The sequence below is a fragment of the Streptomyces sp. NPDC048462 genome (assembly GCF_043200175.1).
Taxonomy (GTDB): Bacteria; Actinomycetota; Actinomycetes; order Streptomycetales; family Streptomycetaceae; genus Streptomyces.
The window spans coordinates 35,995-55,747 of record NZ_JBICXG010000022.1 but is presented as its reverse complement, the minus strand read 5'-3'; the positions used below and the strand labels follow the sequence as shown (position 1 = coordinate 55,747).

Annotated in this window: 14 protein-coding genes, 2 pseudogenes and 1 riboswitch; of the genes and pseudogenes, 8 read left to right on the top strand and 8 right to left on the bottom strand. The window is 70.9% G+C overall.

The window, feature by feature from the left end; genetic code table 11:
* Positions 1–67: 67 nt before the first annotated feature.
* The 4 genes from rlmN to ACGFU6_RS29420 all read left to right on the top strand — a co-directional run bounded on the left by rlmN (position 68) and on the right by ACGFU6_RS29420 (position 5,262).
* Positions 68–1,174, top strand: a complete 1,107-nt coding sequence (gene rlmN / locus ACGFU6_RS29435) for a 23S rRNA (adenine(2503)-C(2))-methyltransferase RlmN (RefSeq protein WP_393615293.1) — start codon at positions 68–70, stop codon at positions 1,172–1,174.
* Positions 1,175–1,215: 41 nt separating this feature from the next.
* A riboswitch (TPP riboswitch) is annotated at positions 1,216–1,332 on the top strand.
* 81 nt (positions 1,333–1,413) lie between these two features.
* Positions 1,414–2,523, top strand: coding sequence for a thiamine ABC transporter substrate binding subunit (locus tag ACGFU6_RS29430; protein ID WP_393615291.1), 1,110 nt, complete (start codon positions 1,414–1,416; stop codon positions 2,521–2,523).
* A gap of 86 nt (positions 2,524–2,609) precedes the next feature.
* Positions 2,610–4,223: an ABC transporter permease gene (locus ACGFU6_RS29425; protein WP_393615383.1), complete on the top strand. Its 1,614-nt coding sequence runs from the start codon at positions 2,610–2,612 to the stop codon at positions 4,221–4,223.
* Positions 4,224–4,236: 13 nt separating this feature from the next.
* Entirely contained in the window at positions 4,237–5,262 is a 1,026-nt protein-coding gene (locus ACGFU6_RS29420; protein WP_393615289.1) for an ABC transporter ATP-binding protein, read from the top strand.
* 11 nt (positions 5,263–5,273) lie between these two features.
* Here the strand turns inward: ACGFU6_RS29420 and ACGFU6_RS29415 are convergent.
* From ACGFU6_RS29415 to ACGFU6_RS29390, 6 genes and pseudogenes are all read right to left on the bottom strand, one after another.
* A pseudogene (locus tag ACGFU6_RS29415) lies at positions 5,274–5,645 on the bottom strand (DNA-binding response regulator); the annotation flags it as partial.
* Between the two features lie 289 nt (positions 5,646–5,934).
* Positions 5,935–7,056 carry an LOG family protein gene (locus tag ACGFU6_RS29410; protein WP_393615287.1) on the bottom strand — a complete coding sequence of 374 codons (1,122 nt, stop codon included), beginning with the start codon at positions 7,054–7,056 and terminating at the stop codon, positions 5,935–5,937.
* Between the two features lie 35 nt (positions 7,057–7,091).
* Complete coding sequence (locus ACGFU6_RS29405; RefSeq protein WP_393615285.1) at positions 7,092–8,276, bottom strand: hypothetical protein; 1,185 nt, start codon at positions 8,274–8,276, stop codon at positions 7,092–7,094.
* Positions 8,258–8,995 (bottom strand): ABC transporter ATP-binding protein, encoded by a 738-nt coding sequence (locus ACGFU6_RS29400; protein ID WP_393615283.1) that lies wholly within the window; start codon positions 8,993–8,995, stop codon positions 8,258–8,260. The genes ACGFU6_RS29405 and ACGFU6_RS29400 overlap by 19 nt, the downstream gene beginning before the upstream one ends.
* Positions 8,996–9,251: 256 nt before the next feature.
* Positions 9,252–10,631 carry an aspartate aminotransferase family protein gene (locus tag ACGFU6_RS29395; protein ID WP_393615281.1) on the bottom strand — a complete coding sequence of 460 codons (1,380 nt, stop codon included), beginning with the start codon at positions 10,629–10,631 and terminating at the stop codon, positions 9,252–9,254.
* Positions 10,616–11,122: an Lrp/AsnC family transcriptional regulator gene (locus ACGFU6_RS29390; protein ID WP_073739130.1), complete on the bottom strand. Its 507-nt coding sequence runs from the start codon at positions 11,120–11,122 to the stop codon at positions 10,616–10,618. The genes ACGFU6_RS29395 and ACGFU6_RS29390 overlap by 16 nt, the downstream gene beginning before the upstream one ends.
* Positions 11,123–11,285: 163 nt before the next feature.
* Here ACGFU6_RS29390 and ACGFU6_RS29385 point away from each other — a divergent pair, with 163 nt between their 5' ends.
* The 4 genes and pseudogenes from ACGFU6_RS29385 to ACGFU6_RS29370 all read left to right on the top strand — a co-directional run bounded on the left by ACGFU6_RS29385 (position 11,286) and on the right by ACGFU6_RS29370 (position 18,153).
* Positions 11,286–12,725 (top strand): gamma-aminobutyraldehyde dehydrogenase, encoded by a 1,440-nt coding sequence (locus ACGFU6_RS29385; protein WP_393615279.1) that lies wholly within the window; start codon positions 11,286–11,288, stop codon positions 12,723–12,725.
* A 258-nt stretch (positions 12,726–12,983) separates the two neighbouring features.
* Complete coding sequence (locus ACGFU6_RS29380; protein ID WP_393615382.1) at positions 12,984–14,147, top strand: spermidine/putrescine ABC transporter substrate-binding protein; 1,164 nt, start codon at positions 12,984–12,986, stop codon at positions 14,145–14,147.
* A 292-nt stretch (positions 14,148–14,439) separates the two neighbouring features.
* Positions 14,440–16,203 (top strand): annotated as a pseudogene (locus tag ACGFU6_RS29375) (glycosyl hydrolase family 28-related protein); the annotation flags it as partial.
* 51 nt (positions 16,204–16,254) lie between these two features.
* On the top strand, positions 16,255–18,153 hold the full coding sequence (locus tag ACGFU6_RS29370; protein WP_393615277.1) for a glycosyl hydrolase family 28-related protein: 1,899 nt from the start codon (positions 16,255–16,257) through the stop codon (positions 18,151–18,153).
* 99 nt (positions 18,154–18,252) lie between these two features.
* Here ACGFU6_RS29370 and ACGFU6_RS29365 read toward each other — a convergent pair whose 3' ends face one another.
* Positions 18,253–18,930 carry a hypothetical protein gene (locus tag ACGFU6_RS29365; protein ID WP_393615275.1) on the bottom strand — a complete coding sequence of 226 codons (678 nt, stop codon included), beginning with the start codon at positions 18,928–18,930 and terminating at the stop codon, positions 18,253–18,255.
* Between the two features lie 9 nt (positions 18,931–18,939).
* Positions 18,940–19,746: an SAM-dependent methyltransferase gene (locus ACGFU6_RS29360; RefSeq protein ID WP_393615274.1), complete on the bottom strand. Its 807-nt coding sequence runs from the start codon at positions 19,744–19,746 to the stop codon at positions 18,940–18,942.
* Positions 19,747–19,753 lie beyond the last annotated feature (7 nt).

The following is a 19,753-nucleotide window of genomic DNA, read 5'->3' as shown; positions in this document are numbered from 1 at the left end:
CCGCTCCGCCGGGCCCCGTCGGCGGGGGGCGGAGGCACCGCCGCGGGTCTGCGACACTGGAAGAACCATGCCTAAGCCCGGAGAACTCACTTTCGTCGCGCCCCGCGGAGCCAAGAAGCCGCCGCGGCACCTCGCCGACCTCACGCCCGCCGAGCGCAAGGAAGCCGTCGCCGCGACCGGCGAGAAGCCCTTCCGCGCCCAGCAGCTCTCGCAGCACTACTTCGCGCGGTACGCGCACGACCCGTCGGAGTGGACCAACATTCCGGCCGGGTCACGGGGCAAGCTCGCGGAGGCGCTGTTCCCCGAGCTGATGTCCGTGGTCCGCCACATCAGCTGCGACGACGACACCACCCGCAAGACGCTGTGGAAGCTGCACGACGGGACGCTCGTCGAGTCCGTCCTGATGCGCTACCCCGAGCGCGTCACGATGTGCATCTCCTCCCAGGCCGGCTGCGGGATGAACTGCCCGTTCTGCGCCACCGGACAGGCCGGTCTCGACCGCAACCTCTCCACCGCGGAGATCGTCCACCAGATCGTGGACGGCATGCGGGCGCTGCGCGACGGCGAGGTCCCCGGGGGCCCGGCGCGGCTCTCCAACATCGTCTTCATGGGCATGGGCGAGCCGCTGGCCAACTACAACCGGGTGGTCGGCTCCATCCGCCGGCTGACCGACCCCGAGCCCGATGGGCTGGGGCTGTCGCAGCGCGGGATCACCGTCTCGACCGTCGGCCTGGTGCCGGCGATGCTGCGCTTCGCGGACGAGGGCTTCAAGTGCCGTCTCGCCGTCTCGCTGCACGCCCCGGACGACGAGCTGCGCGACACCCTCGTTCCCGTGAACACCCGGTGGAAGGTGCGCGAGGTGCTGGACGCGGCCTGGGAGTACGCGGAGAAGTCCGGTCGCCGCATCTCCATCGAGTACGCGCTGATCCGTGACATCAACGACCAGGCCTGGCGCGGCGACCGGCTGGGCCGGCTCCTCAAGGGCAAGCGGGTCCACGTCAACCTGATCCCGCTGAACCCGACCCCGGGCTCGAAGTGGACCGCCTCGCGGCCCGAGGACGAGAAGGCGTTCGTCGAGGCCATCGCCGCCCACGGGGTACCGGTGACCGTGCGGGACACCCGCGGCCAGGAGATCGACGGTGCCTGCGGCCAGCTCGCGGCTACCGAGCGCTGAGGCCGGAATCGGCCGTGTAGCCTGGGCGTGAATTCAACTTCATATTCCGACAGGGGAGCGCCACAGCGCTGAGAGTGCGGCACCAAGGACAGGTTGGCCGCAGACCCTCTGAACCTCGCCCGGGTCATTCCGGGTAGGAAGTTCGGACCTTACTCAAGCTGTTGCGCCCTGCCCGCTTCCGGTTCTCCGCCGGCGCGGGCAGGGCCGCGTCTCTTCCTGGTCACCCCAGGAGGAATCACATGAGCACCACCAAGAAGATCGCGGTGACCGCCGTCGCCGCGGCGATCGGCGCGACCGCGCTCGCCGGCTGCGGGAGCTCCGACGACTCGGCCGCCGGCAGCGGCTCGGGCGGCACCAAGGGCTCCGGCTCCAAAACCGTCACGCTCGTCAGCCACGACTCCTTCAACGCGTCCAAGGGCGTGCTGAAGGAGTTCACCCGGGAGACCGGCTACACGGTCAAGGTGCTGAAGAGCGGTGACGCCGGCGCCGCACTCAACCAGGAGATCCTGACCAAGGGCTCACCGCGCGGCGACGTGTTCTTCGGCGTCGACAACACCTTGCTGTCCCGCGCCCTCGACAACGGCCTCTTCACGCCGTACGCCGCCAAGGGCCTCGGCCAGGTCGCGTCCGACGTCCAGCTGGACGCCGCCAAGCACCGGGTCACCCCGGTCGACACCGGCGACATCTGCGTCAACTACGACAAGAGGTACTTCGCGGACAAGAAGCTCGCACCGCCGAAGTCCTTCGACGACCTGGCGAAGCCCGCGTACAAGAACCTCCTCGTCACCGAGAACGCCGCGACCTCGTCGCCCGGCCTCGGCTTCCTCCTCGGCAGCATCGCCGCCCACGGCGAGGACGGCTACCAGGACTACTGGAAGAAGCTGAAGGACAACGGCGTCAAGGTCGTCGACGGCTGGGAGCAGGCGTACAACGAGGAGTTCTCCGGCTCGGCCGGCGGCAAGAAGGCCAAGGCCGACCGGCCGCTCGTGGTCAGTTACGCCTCCAGCCCGCCCGTCGAGGTGCTGTACGCGGACCCGCAGCCCAAGACCGCCCCGACCGGGGTCGCCACCGGGACGTGCTTCCGGCAGATCGAGTTCGCCGGTCTGCTCGACGGCGCGAAGAACGAGGTGGGCGGCAAGGCCCTGCTGGACTTCCTGATCAGTAAGAAGTTCCAGGAGGACATGCCGCTCAACATGTTCGTCAGCCCGGTCACCAAGGGCGCGAAGGTGCCGGAACTCTTCACGAAGTTCGGGACCACCGCGGACAAGCCGGCGACCGTCGCCCCGGACACGATCGCCAAGAACCGTGAGCACTGGGTCCAGTCATGGTCCTCGCTCGTAGTGAAGTAGCGAAGCCTCCCGTACGCGGACCGGGAGCGCGCGGGAAGGCCGCGCGCGCCCGGTCGCGGCGCGGGAGCGCGGTGCGGCTCGGCCTGATGGCCGTGCCCGTCGCCTTCTTCGCGGTGTTCTTCGCCTACCCCGTCGTCGCGATCGTCGGACGCGGGCTCAAGGACGGCGGCGTCTGGCAGTTCGGCCGGATCGGTGAGGTGCTGAGCCGGCCGGACATCCGCGAAGTCCTCTGGTTCACGCTCTGGCAGGCGCTCGCCTCGACCGCGCTGACCCTGCTGATCGCCCTGCCGGGCGCCTATGTGTTCGCCCGGTTCGACTTCCCGGGCAAGCAGTTGCTGCGCGCGGTCGTCACGGTGCCGTTCGTGCTGCCGACCGTCGTCGTGGGCACGGCGTTCCTGGCGTTGCTGGGGCGCGGCGGTTTCCTCGACGACCTCTGGGGCGTCCGGCTCGACACCACGGTGTGGGCGATCCTGCTGGCCCATGTCTTCTTCAACTACGCGGTCGTCGTGCGCACCGTCGGCGGGCTGTGGTCGCAGCTCGACCCCAGGCAGGAGGAGGCCGCGCGGGTCCTGGGCGCCGGACGGTTCGCCGCCTGGCGGCGGGTGACGCTTCCGGCGCTGGCTCCCGCCGTGGCCGCTGCCGCGCTGATGGTCTTCCTCTTCACCTTCACCTCCTTCGGCGTCGTCCAGATCCTCGGCGGCCCCGGATTCTCCACGCTGGAGGTGGAGATCTACCGCCAGACCGCGCAGCTGCTCGCCCTGCCCACGGCAGCGGTGCTCACGCTCGTGCAGTTCGCCGCGGTCGGTGCGATCCTCGCCGTGCACGCCTGGACCGTACGGCGCAGGGAGACCGCGCTGAGGCTCGTCGACCCGGCGCAGACCGCCCGCCGCCCGCGCGGCGCGGCTCAGTGGGCGCTGCTCACAGGGGTTCTGCTGACCGTGCTGGTGCTGATCCTGCTGCCGCTCGCCATCCTGGTGGAGCGCTCGCTCGAACTGCCCGGCGGTCACGGTCTCGGCTACTACCGGGCGCTGGGCTCGGCGACCGCGAACAGCGGTACGTTCCTGGTCGCGCCCATCGAGGCGATCTGGAACTCGCTGCGGTACGCCCTGGTCGCGACCGCCATCGCGCTGGTCGTCGGAGGCCTGGCCGCGGCGGCGCTGACCAGGCGGGCCGGGCGGCTGGTCAGGGGCTTCGACGCGCTGCTGATGCTGCCGCTCGGGGTCTCCGCCGTCACCGTCGGCTTCGGCTTCCTGATCACCCTGGACAAGCCGCCGCTGGACCTGCGGACCTCCTGGATCCTGGTCCCGCTCGCCCAGGCGCTCGTCGGGGTGCCGTTCGTCGTACGGACCATGCTGCCGGTCCTGCGCGCGGTGGACGGGCGGCTGCGCGAGGCGGCCGCGGTGCTCGGCGCCTCACCACTGCGGGCCTGGCGCGAGGTGGACCTGCCGCTGGTGCGCCGGGCGCTGCTGGTGGCGGCGGGCTTCGCGTTCGCCGTGTCGCTGGGGGAGTTCGGCGCCACGGTGTTCATCGCGCGGCCCGACAACCCGACGCTGCCGGTGGCCGTGGCGCGGCTGCTGGGGCGCTCCGGGGATCTCAACTACGGGCAGGCGATGGCCCTCAGCACCATTCTGATGCTCGTGTGCGCGGTGTCCCTGCTGCTGCTCGAACGCATCCGCACCGACCGATCCGGGGAGTTCTAAGGATGCCGACACGATGCTGACACTCGAATCGGCCACGGTGCGCTTCGGCGACCGGGCGGTGCTGGACGCGGTCGACCTGGAGGTCGCCGACCACGAGATCGTCTGTGTGCTGGGCCCGAGCGGCAGCGGGAAGTCGACGCTGCTGCGGGTGGTCGCGGGTCTCCAGCAGCCGGACGGCGGGCGGGTACTGCTCGACGGGGCGGACCAGGCCGGGGTACCGGTGCACCGGCGCGGGCTCGGCCTGATGTTCCAGGATCACCAGTTGTTCCCGCACCGGGACGTCGGCGCCAACGTCGCCTTCGGGCTGCGGATGCGCGGCGTGGGCCGGAGCGAGCGGGACGGCAAGGTCGCCGAGCTCCTCGACCTGGTGGGGCTGCCCGGCGCCGAGCGGCGGGCCATTGCCGCGCTCTCCGGTGGCGAGCAGCAGCGTGTCGCCCTGGCCCGCGCGCTCGCGCCCCGGCCCAGGCTGCTGATGCTGGACGAGCCGCTCGGCCAGCTGGACCGCAGCCTGCGCGAACGCCTCGTCGTCGAACTGCGCACGCTGTTCGCCCGCTTGGGCACCACCGTGCTCGCCGTCACCCACGACCAGGGCGAGGCCTTCGCGCTCGCCGACCGCGTCGTCGTGATGCGCGACGGGCGCATCGCCCAGGTGGGCACCCCGCTGGAGGTCTGGCAGCACCCCGCATCGGCCTTCGTCGCCCGCTTCCTCGGCTTCGACAACGTGGTGGAGGCGACCGTCACCGGCGAGGCCGCCGACACGGACTGGGGAAAGGTGCCGGTGCCCGCCGGTTCACCGCAGGGCGCCTGCGACCTGCTGGTGCGTCCGGCCGGAGTCCGGATCGGCGCCCCCGAGGACGGCCTGCGCTGCACGGTTGCCACCCGCACCTTCCGAGGCAACCACGTCGCCGTGACGCTGCACCCCGAGCACGGGCCGGCTCTGGACGCCGAGTGCCCGCTGCGCGGCACACCGGAGGAGGGCGCGGCCGTCGGCGTCACCTTCGACGCGGCGGAGAGCGTCGTACTGCCCGCCGTGTTCTGACCGGGCGCGGCTCACCGGCCCGCACCCGGTCCCGCGGTGCGTGTCCCGCCCGGACCGGCCCCGGCCACGACCAGGCCCAGTTCGTACGCCAGGATCACCGCCTGCGCCCGGTCCCGCAGCTCCATCTTCGCGAACAGCCGGTTGATATGGGTCTTGACCGTGTGCGCGGTGATGGTGAGCCGGTCGGCGATGTCCGTATTCGACAGGCCCCGTGCGATCAGGACCAGCACCTCCACCTCCCGGCCGGTCAGGAACCCGCCGGCTCCGGCCGTCAGCGCGTCGTACACGTACTCGTCGAGCCCGAACGTCGTCAGCATCAGCGCCCTGGTCGCACCGCCCGATCCGGCGATGATCCCGCGCGCCGCTTCGATGCCGTCCAGCTGCCGCCGAGCAGCGCGGCCCGCTCGTTCATCCCGACCAGCCCGTGGCCGGTGCCCTCACTCAGCGGCCCGCCCGGCCCCGGCCCGTCGTCACCGACCCGGACGGCCAGCAGCCCGCTCCCGGAGCTCCACCACCGCCCACGCCGACGGGGCGTGGCGGAGTGGGGCTGGGACGGAACGTACGAACGGTTGGCGCGGCTCCTGTCCGACGACCCGGGGCGGGGCGGCGGTGCGGGGTGAGTGACGGCCCGGGGCTACGGTGCGCTGTCATGGATGGCCCGCCGCCTCCCCGCTACTCCGCCGACAGCCGGGCGAGTTCCCCGGCCGCTTCCTCCACCGTGTCGACGAGCGCGATCCGGGCCGCCATCGGCCGGTCTGCGGCGAGCGCCCGCAGCAGGGGCCAGGCGGGCAGTTCGCGGGTCCAGTGGTCCCGGCCCACCAGCACCATCGGGGCGGGTTCGCCGCGTGAGCCGTAGTAGTTCGGGGTGGCGCTGTCGAAGATCTCCTGGACGGTGCCGGCCGCGCCGGGCAGGAAGATCACGCCCGCCGTCGAGCGGGCCAGCAGCCCGTCCTCGCGCAGGGCGTTGGCGAAGTACTTGGCTATGTGGTCGGCGAACGGGTTCGGCGGCTCGTGCCCGTAGAACCAGGTGGGGATCGACACCGAGCCGCCGCCGCCCGGCCATCGCTCCCGCACGGCGAACGCAGCCAGGGCCCAGTCGGAGACGTCGAGGGTGAACGAGGGTGCGGCGGCCAGGAGTCCGCAGGCCTCGTCCAGCATCGGGTCGGGGTGCGGGGCCGCGTAGGCGCCGAGGTTCGCCGCCTCCATCGCGCCCGGTCCGCCGCCGGTGGCGACCGTGAGACCGCTACGGGCCAGGGTCCGGCCGAGGCGGGCCGCGCCCGCGTACGAATCGCTGCCCCGGGCCGTCGCGTGGCCGCCCATCACGCCGACCACCCGAGCCCCGGCCAGGAGTTCCTCCAGCGCGTCGGAGACCGCGTCGTCGTGGAGCGCGCGGAGCATCGACGCGAACGCGTCACCGTTCGACCGCGTCGCCTGGAACCAGCGGTAGGCGCGGGCGTCCGGCGTCTCCTCGTAACCGCCCTTCGTCAGCCCGTCGTAGAGCGCGTCGGGGGAGTAGAGGAGGCCGCGGTAGGGGTCGAAGGGGAGGCCAGGCACCGGCGGGAAGACGAACGCGCCGTCGGCCCGTACCTTCGCCGCCGCGTCGGGTGCCATCGGGCAGCCGAGGAAGACGGCGCCCGAGGTGTCGGCGGCCAGCAGGGCGGCGCCGCGCTCCGTCAGGTCGACGGACTGGACGCGGCGCCCGGCCAGCGAGCCGGCGGCGGCCGCCGCGTCGAATTCGGCGAGCGACTCGATCTCGCCGCCTGGTGCGGGAATGCTTGCGTCCGGGTTCTCCACGCCCTCATGCTACGGACGGGCCGGGCGCACCCGGTTCACCCGGTCAGCGGCAGGGCGGCCAGCTCGGCGATTGCCCAGGTCAGCGGGGCGAAGACCAGGAGCAGCACGGCCGCGCGCAGTGCGGTGGCGGCCCGCAGCGCCGAGGCCGGTGCGCCGAGCCGCAGCAGGGCTCGTGCCGTCTCCGCGCGGGCCTGCCTCGCCTCCAGCGCGGACGTCAGCAGTGTCGCCGTCGTGCAGCCGATGACGAGTACGGCGCCGAGCGCGGTGAGCGGTCCGAAGGGCCGGGGGCCCGTCCCGTACAGGGCGAACGCGGCGATGACCGCCGAGAGCACCGCGCAGACGATGCCGAGCGGCCGGCCGATCCGGCGTGCCTCGTCCATCAGCACCCGGCCGGCCAGCAGCCGTACGGCTCCCGGGCGCACCGCCTGGAGCAGCCGTCCGGCGAGATGGGTCAGGCCGGGGCCGGCCGTGGCGAGGCCGATCGCCGTCAGCGTCCAGCCCACCAGGACCCAGGCCGGGGTGGAGTCGAGCTTTCCGGGGAGCGGGAAGGGGCTGCCGGACGAGCCGCGGCTGGCGTACGCCTCGACCGCGAGGCCGGCCGCCGTCAGGGCGACGCCCCAGGGCAGTCCGGACGGCGGGGCGGCCGGAGCGGGCACCTGTTCCTCGGGCAGCAGGTCCTGCGAGCCGTCCTGCACGCCCGCCGCCCGCACCGGGCTCGTGCGCAGCGCCAGCGCGCTCGCCGTCGCCGCCGCCGCGGGGACCAGGGTCAGCAGGACCAGGACGGCGGCGAGCGGCAGCGGCGCCTCCGCGTCCAGCAGCCCGGCCGCCGCACCGTCGAACGGCAGCCCGGACAGGTCGCCGCGCAGGTGGAGGAAGAAGAGCAGCGCCACCATGGAACCGAGGGTGCACGAGACGGCGGTGGAGACCGCGGCGAGCACACTGAGCCGGACCGGGCCGAGGCCGACGGCGGACAGTCCGGCGCGCGGGCGGGTGCTCGGGTCCGTACGGGCCACCGCGACCGCGAACTGCACGGTGGCGGCCAGCGGCACGAAGCACCACAGGAGCCGCAGCACGGAGCCCGCGGAGTGCGCCGGGTGCCCGGAGGCGTAGCCCAGGGTGCACAGCAGGAGGAAGCCGACCCCGGCGGAGGCGGCCGCGACCATCAGCCGCCGCACCAGGACCAGTGGATGGGAACCGCGGGCTAGACGGAGAGCGAGCACGCCGCGCGGCCCTCCGTGTCGGTCCCGGCGGCCGGCTTGACCGTGGCGACCCGGCGCCCGTCCAGCAGCGGCACCGCACGGTCCGCGAGGGCGGCGATCTCCGCGTCGTGCGTGGCGAGGACCACCGTGATGCCGTGCGAGCGGGCCGCGCTGGTCAGGGTGCGCAGCACGTGCGTGCGGTCGGTGCGGTGCAGGGTCGCGGTGGGCTCGTCGGCGAAGATCACGGCGGGGGCGGTGGCCAGCGCGCGGGCCACCGAGATCCGCTGCCGCTGGCTCTGCTGGAGGGTGTGCGGCCGCTTCCTGGCGCACATGCCGATGTCGAGGCGCTCCAGCCACTCCATGGCGGCCTTCTTGGCCTCCCGGCGCGAGACGCCGCGCAGCAGCAGCGGAAGGGCGGTGTTCTCCCAGGTGGTCAGCTCCGGGACGAGCTGTGGCTCGGGGGCGATCCAGCCGAACTTGTCGCGCCGCAGCCGTTCGCGCAGCCGGGGGCCCATGGTGTGGACGGGGACGCTGTTGAACCACACCTCGCCCTCGGTGGGCACCAGTTGGCCGGACAGGCAGTGCAGCAGGGTCGTCTTGCCGCTGCCGCGCGGGCCGGTCACGGCGAGGATCTCGCCGTCGCGGATCCCCAGGGACACCCCGCCGAGCGCGGGTGAGCCGTTGTGGGAGTGGTGCAGGGAGCGCGCCCAGATCACGTCGTTGTCCGGCGGGGCCACCATTGGCGTACACCTCGGTTCAGATCAGATATCCCGTTCCCCCGTACGGGGGAACGAAGAGGGGGCCGATCGGTCACTCGGCACCGTAGGGATTCGGACCGCGGTGTGCGCACAGCACGCGGCCCGGGTGCGCCTCTTCCCACTCGATTGGGCGCATCCGGGCCGTGTGGACCGTATGAAATGACCGCTGCGGGACCGTCCGTGGAGGGGCAAGCGGTGGTCAAGCCTGGCTCGCTCGATCAGCCGGTCGAGCGATCGGTCAGAGCTTCGTCCAGGCCTCCGTCAGGACGGACCGCAGGATGGACTCGATCTCGTCGAACGTGGACTGGTCGGAGATCAGCGGCGGGGCGAGCTGGACCACCGGGTCGCCCCGGTCGTCGGCCCGGCAGTAGAGGCCGCTGTCGTACAGCGCCTTGGAGAGGAAGCCGTACAGGACGCGCTCGGTCTCCTCGTCGGTGAACGTCTCCTTGGTGGCCTTGTCCTTGACCAGCTCGATGCCGTAGAAGAAGCCGTTGCCCCGGACGTCACCGACGATCGGCAGGTCGTGCAGCTTCTGCAGCGTGGTGAAGAAGGCGTTCTCGTTGTCGAGGACGTGCTGGTTGAGGCCTTCCTTCTCGAAGATGTCGAGGTTGGCGAGGCCGACCGCAGCGGAGACCGGGTGACCGCCGAAGGTGTAGCCGTGCAGGAAGGTGTTGTCGCCCTCGTAGAACGGCTCGGCGAGCTTGTCCGAGATGATGCAGGCGCCGATCGGGGAGTAGCCCGACGTCATGCCCTTGGCGCAGGTGATCATGTCGGGTACGTAGCCGAACTTGTCGCACGCGAACATCGTGCCGAGCCGGCCGAAGGCGCAGATGACCTCGTCCGAGACGAGCAGCACGTCGTACTGGTCGCAGATCTCGCGGACCCGCTGGAAGTAGCCGGGCGGCGGCGGGAAGCAGCCGCCGGCGTTCTGGACCGGCTCCAGGAAGACCGCGGCGACGGTCTCGGGGCCCTCGAAGAGGATCTCCTGCTCGATCTGGTCGGCGGCCCAGCGGCCGAAGGCCTCCGGGTCGTCGCCGAAGAGCGGGGCGCGGTAGATGTTGGTGTTCGGCACCTTGTGCGCGCCGGGCACCAGCGGCTCGAACGGGGCCTTGAGGGCCGGCAGTCCGGTGATGGACAGGGCGCCCTGCGGGGTGCCGTGGTAGGCGACCGCGCGCGAGATGACCTTGTACTTGGTCGGCTTGCCCTTGAGCTTGAAGTACTGCTTCGCCAGCTTCCAAGCGGTCTCGACGGCCTCGCCGCCGCCGGTGGTGAAGAAGACCTTGTTGAGGTCGCCCGGGGCGTAGTCGGCGAGGCGCTCGGCCAGTTCGACGGCCTTGGGGTGGGCGTAGGACCACACCGGGAAGAAGGCCAGCTGCTGCGCCTGCTTGTACGCCGCCTCGGCGAGCTCGTGACGGCCGTGGCCGGCGTTGACCACGAACAGGCCGGACAGGCCGTCGAGGTAGCGCTTGCCCTGGTCGTCGAAGATGTAGGTGCCCTCGCCACGCACGATGGTGGGAACGCTTGCGTTCTCGTAGTCCGACATGCGGGTGAAGTGCATCCACAGGTGGTCGTACGCGGTCCGGCTGAGGTCCTTGCTCACGGCTATCGGGTTCCCCACATATAGGTCTGCTTCTTGAGCTTGAGGTAGACGAAGCTCTCGGTGGAGCGCACTCCGGGAATGGCCCGGATGCGTTTGCTGATCGTCTCCAGCAGGTGGTCGTCGTCCTCGCAGACGATCTCCACCATCAGGTCGAAGGAGCCCGCGGTCATCACCACGTACTCGCACTCGGCCATGGCCGACAGGGCCTCCGCGACGGGATCGAGGTCGCCCTCGACGTTGATCCCGACCATCGCCTGCCGTCTGAATCCCACGGTGAGCGGATCGGTGACGGCGACGATCTGCATCACGCCCTGGTCGAGCAGCTTCTGCACGCGCTGTCGCACGGCCGCCTCGGAGAGGCCGACGGCCTTGCCGATCGCGGCGTACGGACGACGCCCGTCCTCCTGGAGCTGCTCGATGATTGCGAGGGACACGGCATCGACGGTTGAGGACGATCCGTTCCCGGTCCTGGAGTCTGCGCTGCGACTGGCCACGGAGCCACTGTGCACCGGGACTCGTCTGTCTCGCAACCCTCGATCGATGAAATTCGTTGTTGAGGGACCTGAATCTCACCGAATCCGAAGTTCACGGCGGTTGGGTATGTCGAAAGCGTTACCCGAGCGACTACGCTGGGCGTCTCACCCATTGGACTTCAGAGCAGGAGGGCCGGCTGTGACCACCGAGGTGCGCCGTCTGCGCAACTACATCAACGGAGAGTTCCGCGACGCCGCCGACGGGCGGACCATCGACGTGGTCAACCCGGTGACGGAGGAGGTCTACGCGACGTCCCCGCTCTCCGGCGGCGCCGACGTGGATGCCGCCATGGAAGCCGCCGCCGCGGCCTTCCCCGCCTGGCGCGACGCCACCCCCGCCGAGCGCCAGCGCGCCCTGCTGAAGATCGCGGACGCCTTCGAGGAGCGCGCCGAGGACCTCATCGCGGCCGAGTCCGAGAACACCGGCAAGCCGGTCGGGCTCACCCGCACCGAGGAACTCCCGCCGATGGTCGACCAGATCCGCTTCTTCGCGGGCGCCGCCCGGCTGCTGGAGGGCCGCTCGGCCGGCGAGTACATGGAGGGGCTGACCTCCATCGTCCGCCGCGAGCCGGTCGGGGTCTGCGCCCAGGTCGCGCCGTGGAACTACCCGATGATGATGGCCGTCTGGAAGTTCGCCCCGGCGCTCGCCGCGGGCAACACCGTGGTGATCAAGCCGTCCGACACCACCCCGGCGTCCACCGTGCTGATCGCCGAGATCATCGGGCAGATCCTGCCCAAGGGCGTCTTCAACGTCATCTGCGGCGACCGGGACACCGGCCGCGCGATGGTGGAGCACCGGACCCCCGCGATGGCCTCCATCACCGGTTCGGTACGGGCCGGCATGCAGGTCGCCGAGTCCGCAGCGAAGGACGTCAAGCGGGTCCACCTGGAGCTCGGCGGCAAGGCGCCCGTCGTCGTCTTCGAGGACACCGACATCGCCAAGGCCGTCGAGGACATCTCGGTCGCCGGCTACTTCAACGCGGGCCAGGACTGCACGGCCGCCACCCGCGTACTGGTCCACGAGTCCATCCACGACGAGTTCGTCACCGCGCTGGCCAAGGCCGCCGCCGACACGAAGACCGGACAGCCGGACGACGAGGACGTGCTCTACGGCCCGCTCAACAACGCCAACCAGCTCGCCCAGGTCAGCGGCTTCATCGAGCGCCTCCCCGCCCACGCCAGGGTCGAGGCGGGCGGCCACCGTGTCGGTGAGAAGGGCTACTTCTACGCCCCGACCGTCGTCTCCGGCCTCAAGCAGGACGACGAGATCATCCAGCACGAGGTCTTCGGACCGGTCATCACCGTCCAGTCGTTCCGGGACGAGGCGCAGGCGCTGGAGTGGGCCAACGGCGTGGAGTACGCCCTGGCCTCCTCGGTGTGGACCAAGGACCACGCCCGCGCCATGCGGATGTCCAAGAACCTCGACTTCGGCTGCGTGTGGATCAACACCCACATCCCGCTCGTCGCCGAGATGCCGCACGGCGGCTTCAAGAAGTCCGGCTACGGCAAGGACCTCTCCGCCTACGGCTTCGAGGACTACACCCGGATCAAGCACGTCATGACCTCCCTCGACGGCTGACCGCCGCTCGAACGGTACCGATACGGCCCCCGGGCGCACTGTGCGAGTGCCCGGGGGCCGTATCCGTGCTCCCCGGGGCCGATTCCGCGTCGCCGGGAGCCGTATCCATGCCTCCCGGGGCCGAAGACATGTTCCTGGGGTCCGCCCGCCCTCGACAGGGTGTGCGCGGCGGGCGGCCACCGCTGGACGGTTGGTCCATTGCCCGGCGTACCCGCCGACGGGCATCCTGCGCAGGTGCGAGCGATCCCGAAGAACCCCATGTCCCGCCGGTCCGTGCTCCGCGCCCTCGGGGCGGGGACGGCCGGTGCCGCGCTGGCCGGCTGCGGTGTGCCCGCCGCCTATGTGAAGCCCGGCGACCGGGCCGGGCGCGACTCCTCCGCCAGTGACCACACCCTGCACTTCGCCAACTGGCCGCTCTACATCGACACCGACGACGAGAACCAGTCGAAGCGGCCCACCCTGGACGCGTTCAGCAAGCGCACCGGGATCTCCGTCACGTACACCGAGGAGATCAACGACAACGACGAGTTCTTCGGGAAGATCAGTCCCGCGCTGATGAACCACCAGCAGACCGGGCGCGACCTCGTCGTCATCAGCGACTGGATGGCCGCCCGCTTCGTCCGGCTCGGCTGGGTCCAGGAGATGGACCGGGCCAAGCAGCCCAACGTGGCCAAGTACCTCGATCCGCAGCTGCGCTCGCCCGCCTTCGACAAGGGCCGCACCCACAGCGTGCCCTGGCAGTCCGGGATCACCGGCATCGCGTACAACCGCAAGAAGCTGGGCCGCGAGATCAAGCACCTGAGCGACCTGTGGGCGCACGACCTGCGCGGCAAGGTGACGCTGCTGTCCGGGCTCGACGAGTCCTTCGCGCTGCTGATGCAGGGCAACGGCGTCGACATCACCCGCTGGAAGCGCGACGACTTCTACGACATCTGCGACCAGGTGGAGAAGCTGGTGAAGACCAAGCACATTCGCCGTTTCACCGGCAACGACTACATCAAGGACCTCTCCACCGGCGATGTGCTTGCCTGCCAGGCCTACTCCGGCGATGTCATCCAGCTCCAGGCGGACAACCCCGAGATCGAGTTCGTCGTGCCGCAGGAGGGGGCCGAGCTCTGGGCGGAGTCGCTCATGATCCCCAACCTCGCCCACCACAAGCGCAACGCCGAGAAGCTCGTCGACTACTACTACGAGCCCGAGGTCGCCGCCGAACTGGCGGCCTGGGTCAACTACGTGTGTCCGGTCCCGGCCGCCCGCGAGGTGCTGGCCTCCTCCAAGGACGAGGAGACCGCCGCACTCGCCGAGGACCCGCTGATCTTCCCCGACGACGCCATGCGCAAGCGGCTCGCCATCGCCCGCGACATCACCTCCGAGGAGCGCACCGAGTTCGCCAAGAAGTGGAACTCCATAGTCGGATTGTGAGGCACCGCCCCGCTCGCCCATGACCAGGGATTTCGGCGGGTACTGAGCACCAGGAACCGGCACTGCGCGGAATGCGCGTGGTGCCGGTTCCTCGTGCTGCGGCCCGGCGTGCGACGCGTTCCGCGCACCCCGCACCCGGGCGCCAGTTGGTTGTTTCGCTGCACTGTCAATAATTTGCGATACCTGCGCGACATCTTGTGCTCATGTGTTCGTGATGCTTGAGTGTCAGGCGCTTCCCCCGCCCCCCACCTCCCCCACCAGGAAGCACCAGTCACAGTAGGAATGGAGTGTCATGCGCACGTCATCCCCCACGCGCAGTTCGTACGTCCTCGCCGTAGCCGTCGCCCTCGTGGGCACCGTCATCGGCGTCACCGGCCAGGCCTCCGCCCAGCGGGCCCCCGAGCCGGCAACGGTCGCCGCCGCCGGCGCCACCCTCCCGTTCAGCTCCACCGAGGCGGAGTCCGCCACCACCACCGGCCAGAAGATCGGGCCCGACCACACCCAGGGCACCCTCGCCTCCGAGGCCTCGGGCCGGCAGGCGGTGCGCCTGAGCAGCGGGCAGAGCGTCGAGTTCACCCTCGGCGCGGCCGCCAACGCGGTGAACGTCGCCTACAACGTGCCCGACGGGCAGAGCGGTTCACTCGCCGTCTACGTCAACGGCACGAAGCTCGACGCGTCGCTGGCCGTCACCTCCAAGTACAGCTACGTCGACACCCCCTGGATCGCCGGCGCCAAGACCCACCACCTCTTCGACAACGCCCGCCTGCTGCTCGGGCGCGACCTCCAGGCGGGCGACAAGGTGAAGCTGGAGGCCGCCGCCACCGAGGTCACCGTCGACGTGGCCGACTTCGAACAGGTCGACGGGCCCGCCGCCGAGCCGTCCGGCGCGGTCTCCGTCGTCGACAAGGGCGCCGACGCCACCGGGCAGCAGGACTCCACGCAGGCCTTCCGCGACGCGATCACCGAGGCGAAGGCGGCCGGCGGCACGGTGTGGATCCCGGCGGGCGACTTCAGGCTGGACTCCGAGCTGAGCGGCGTCGAGAACGTGACGATCCAGGGCGCGGGCAGCTGGCACTCGGTCGTGCACGCCTCGCGGTTCATCAACCAGAGCGGCTCGGCCGGCAAGGTCACCATCAAGGACTTCGCGGTGATCGGAGAGGTCACCGAGCGGGTCGACAGCAACCCGGACAACTTCGTCAACGGCTCCCTCGGCCCGGACTCCCGGGTCAGCGGCATGTGGCTGCAGCACCTCAAGGTCGGCCTCTGGCTGACCGGCGACAACGACAACCTGGTCGTCGAGAACAACCGCATCCTCGACACCACCGCGGACGGCCTGAACCTCAACGGCAGCGCCCACGGCGTGCAGGTGCGCGACAACTTCCTGCGCAACCAGGGCGACGACTCGCTCGCCATGTGGTCGCTGAACGCCGCCGACACCGGCTCCACCTTCGCGAACAACACCATCTCCCAGCCCAACCTGGCGAACGGCATCGCCATCTACGGCGGCAGCGACATCACCGTCAAGGACAACCTGATCAGCGACACCAACGCGCTGGGCAGCGGCATCGCCATCTCCAACCAGAAGTTCGCCGACCCGTTCTTCCCCCTCGGCGGCACCATCACCGTCGCCGGGAACACCCTCGTACGCACGGGGGCCATCAACCCCAACTGGGGCCACCCGATGGGCGCGCTGCGCGTGGACGCGTACGACAGCGCCATCGAGGCGAACGTGAACATCACCGACACCACCATCAAGGACAGCCCCTACAGCGCCTACGAGTTCGTCTCGGGCGGCGGCACCGGCAAGGACGTCAGGAACGTCACGGTCGACGGCTCCGCCGTCGACGGGGTCGGCACGGTCGTCGTGCAGGCCGAGACGCCCGGCGCGGTGACGATGTCGAACGTCACCGCCACCGGGGTCGGCGCGGCCGGTGTCTACAACTGCCCCTACCCCGAGGGCTCGGGCACCTTCACGCTCACCGACGGCGGCGGCAACACCGGCTGGGACACCACCTGGGACGACTGCACCGCCTGGCCGCAGCCGGGCAGCGGCAACTAGCGCGGACCCGTACCCCACGCACCATCCCCCCACATCGAGAGGAACGCTGTGACCAGGAGAGACTGGAACCGGCGGAGCACCGCCGTCACCCTCGGCGCCGTACTGACCGCCGCATGGCTCGTACCGACCGCCGCGCACGCGGCGCCGGTGGCCCCCGAAGCGTCCGCCGCCGCCCGGGGCGCCTCGACCCCGTTCACCGAGTACGAGGCGGAGGACAGCACCTACGACGGCACCCTGCTGGAGGCGGACGCCACCCGCACCTTCGGGCACACCAACTTCGCCACCGAGTCATCGGGGCGCGAGTCGGTCCGCCTCGACTCCACGGGTGAGCACGTGGAGTTCACCTCGACCGGCAGCACCAACTCCATCGTCGTCCGCAACTCCATACCCGACGCCCCGGGCGGCGGCGGCCAGGAGAAGACGCTGAGCCTCTACGCCGACGGCGTGTTCGTCCAGAAGCTGGACCTGTCGTCCAAGCACAGTTGGCTGTACGGCAACACCGACCAGCCGGAAGGGCTGACGAACACCCCCGGCGGCGACGCGCGGCGGCTGTTCGACGAGTCGCACGCGCTGCTCGACAAGACGTATCCCGAGGGAACCACCTTCAAGCTCCAGCGGGACGCCGGTGACGACGCCGCGTACTACGTCGTCGACCTGGTCGACCTGGAGCAGGTGGCGCCGCCCGCGAGCAAGCCCGCCGAGTGCACCTCGATCACCGAGTACGGGGCGGTCCCCGACGACGGGAACGACGACACCGACGCGATCCAGGCGGCCGTCACCGCCGACCAGAACGGCGACATCGACTGCGTGTGGATTCCGGCCGGGCAGTGGCGGCAGGAGCAGAAGATCCTTACCGACGACCCGCTGAACCGGGGCGAGTACAACCAGGTCGGCATCAGTGACGTCACGATCCGGGGTGCCGGCATGTGGCACTCGCAGCTGTACACGCTGACCCCGCCGCAGGACGCGGGCGGCATCAACCACCCGCACGAGGGCAACTTCGGCTTCGACATCGACGACAACACCAAGATCTCCGACATCGCGATCTTCGGCTCCGGCACCATCCGGGGCGGTGACGGCAACGCCGAGGGCGGCGTCGGTCTCAACGGCCGCTTCGGCAAGAACACCAAGATCAGCAATGTGTGGATCGAGCACGCCAACGTCGCCGCCTGGGTCGGCCGCGACTACACCAACATCCCGGAGCTGTGGGGACCCGGCGACGGCCTCGAGTTCAGCGGGATGCGCATCCGCGACACCTACGCGGACGGCATCAACTTCACCAACGGCACCCGCAACTCCTCCGTCACCGACTCGTCCTTCCGCAACACCGGGGACGACGCGCTGGCGGTGTGGGCGAGCAAGTACGTCAAGGACCCCTCGACCGACGTCGGCCACGACAACGTCTTCAGCAACAACACCGTGCAGCTGCCGTGGCGGGCCAACGGCATCGCGGTCTACGGCGGCTACGGCAACAGCATCGAGAACAACCTGGTGTACGACACCATGAACTACCCCGGCATCATGCTGGCCACCGATCACGACCCGGTGCCCTTCTCCGGACAGACCCTGATCGCGAACAACGGGCTCTACCGCACCGGCGGCGCGTTCTGGAACGAGGACCAGGAGTTCGGCGCGATCACCCTCTTCGCACAGGGCTCCGACATCCCCGGTGTCACCATCCGCGACACCGACATCGAGGACTCGACGTACGACGGCATCCAGTTCAAGACCGGCGGCGGCGCCATGCCGGACGTCCAGGTCAGCAACGTGAAGATCTCCGGCTCCGCCAACGGCTCCGGCATCCTCGCCATGGGCGGCGCGCGAGGCGGCGCCACGCTCACCGGTGTGACGATCAGCGGCTCGCGCGACGGGGACGTCCTGGTCGAACCCGGATCGCAGTTCGTGATCGACGGGGCTGCCGCGCGGGGGAGCGGTAACAGCAGGTGACGCCCGGCGGTGCGGGCTCCCCGCCCCGCCGCTGCCACCGGGCCGCCCGGATCCGAACGCCGGATCCGGGCGGCCCCGGGGCGTCGCACGCGCCCCGCCTCACTCCTCGTCCGGCGCCCCGAACGCGGCCACCACCGTCCTCATCGCCGTGGCGTCCATGCCCTCACCCTTCGCCGCGTGGGACAGGATGTCGTGCATCTCCCGGGCGATCCGGGCCCCTTCACGGGTCGCGGCCTGCTCGGCCTCGATGCGGTGCGTCAGCTCCAGCTGGCGGGCCCGGTCCTCCACCGCGCGCAGATACGCCTTCCGGGTCACGGCGAGCCGCCCGCAGGCGTAGGCCGCGGCGAACACGAACAGGGAGAACAGCAGCTCCCGCATGTCGGCGCTGTCGATCCCGGTCGAGCCCAGCACGCCCAGCGCCGTGACCAGCGCGATCGCGAGCCGCTTCGGCGGCGAGGAGAGCTCGGCGACGGTGTAGAACGCCACCAGCCCGGTGTACGTGAGCGGCTGCCCCGGCCCGTCCACGGCGAACTTGTACAGGGCGCCGGCCGCGAGCACCGCGATCAGCACCGCGACGGGTGCCCGGCGGCGGGCGATCAGCGGCAGCACCAGCAGGGTCGTGAGCCCGTACGACGTCCAGGTCGCGGCCGGCAGGTCCGGGGCGCGCGGCACGACGAACGGCATGGTGACGGCGGCCTGCACCAGCAGGGCGATGAGCAGGTCGACGGTGCGCGGCCCGGCTGTGAGGGCCCGCGCCGTGACATCCCGTATGTGCACCCGGTGCCCTCAGCGCTTTCTGGCCACGGCGCCGAACTGGGCCACCTCGGCGGCCCGGGTGCCGGGCGCGGGGCGCCAGCGCGCGCACGAGACGATGCCCGGCTCGACGAGGTCGAGACCGGACAGGAACGCGGCGAACTCGAAGCGGCTGCGGGCGGTGATCGGGGGCGTGGCGTTCTCGTTCCAGAACCGCATCGCCGCCTCGTTGCCCTCGCCGCCCAGCTCCAGCGTGGGGTGGGTGAGGACCAGGTAGCTGCCGGAGGGCACCGCGTCCATCAGCCGCCGCACGATGCGCAGCGCCTCGTCCGTGTCGAGGACGAAGTTGAGGATGCCCAGGAGCATGACCGCGACCGGCCGGTCCAGGTCGAGCGTCGGCCGGGCCGCCCGCAGGATCCGCTCCGGGTCGCGGGCATCCGCCTCTATGTACTCGCTCGCGCCCTCCGGCGAGCTGGTGAGCAGCGAGCGGGCATGCGCCAGGACGATCGGGTCGTTGTCGACGTACACCACGCGGGCGTCGGGCGCGGTGTGCTGGGCGACCTCGTGGGTGTTGTCCGCGGTCGGCAGACCGGTTCCGATGTCCAGGAACTGGCCGATGCCCGCGTCACCGGCCAGATACCGCACCGCCCGGCCCAGGAACGCCCGGTCGGCCCGCGCCACCTCTCTGATGCTGGGATACATGCCGGTGACCCGGTCTCCGACGGCCCGGTCCACCGGGAAGTGGTCCTTGCCGCCGAGCCAGTAGTTCCAGACCCGGGCGTTGTGCGCGACGTCGATACGGACCTGGGCGGGGAGGGAGTTGCGGTGGGGGACGGACACGTCTGCT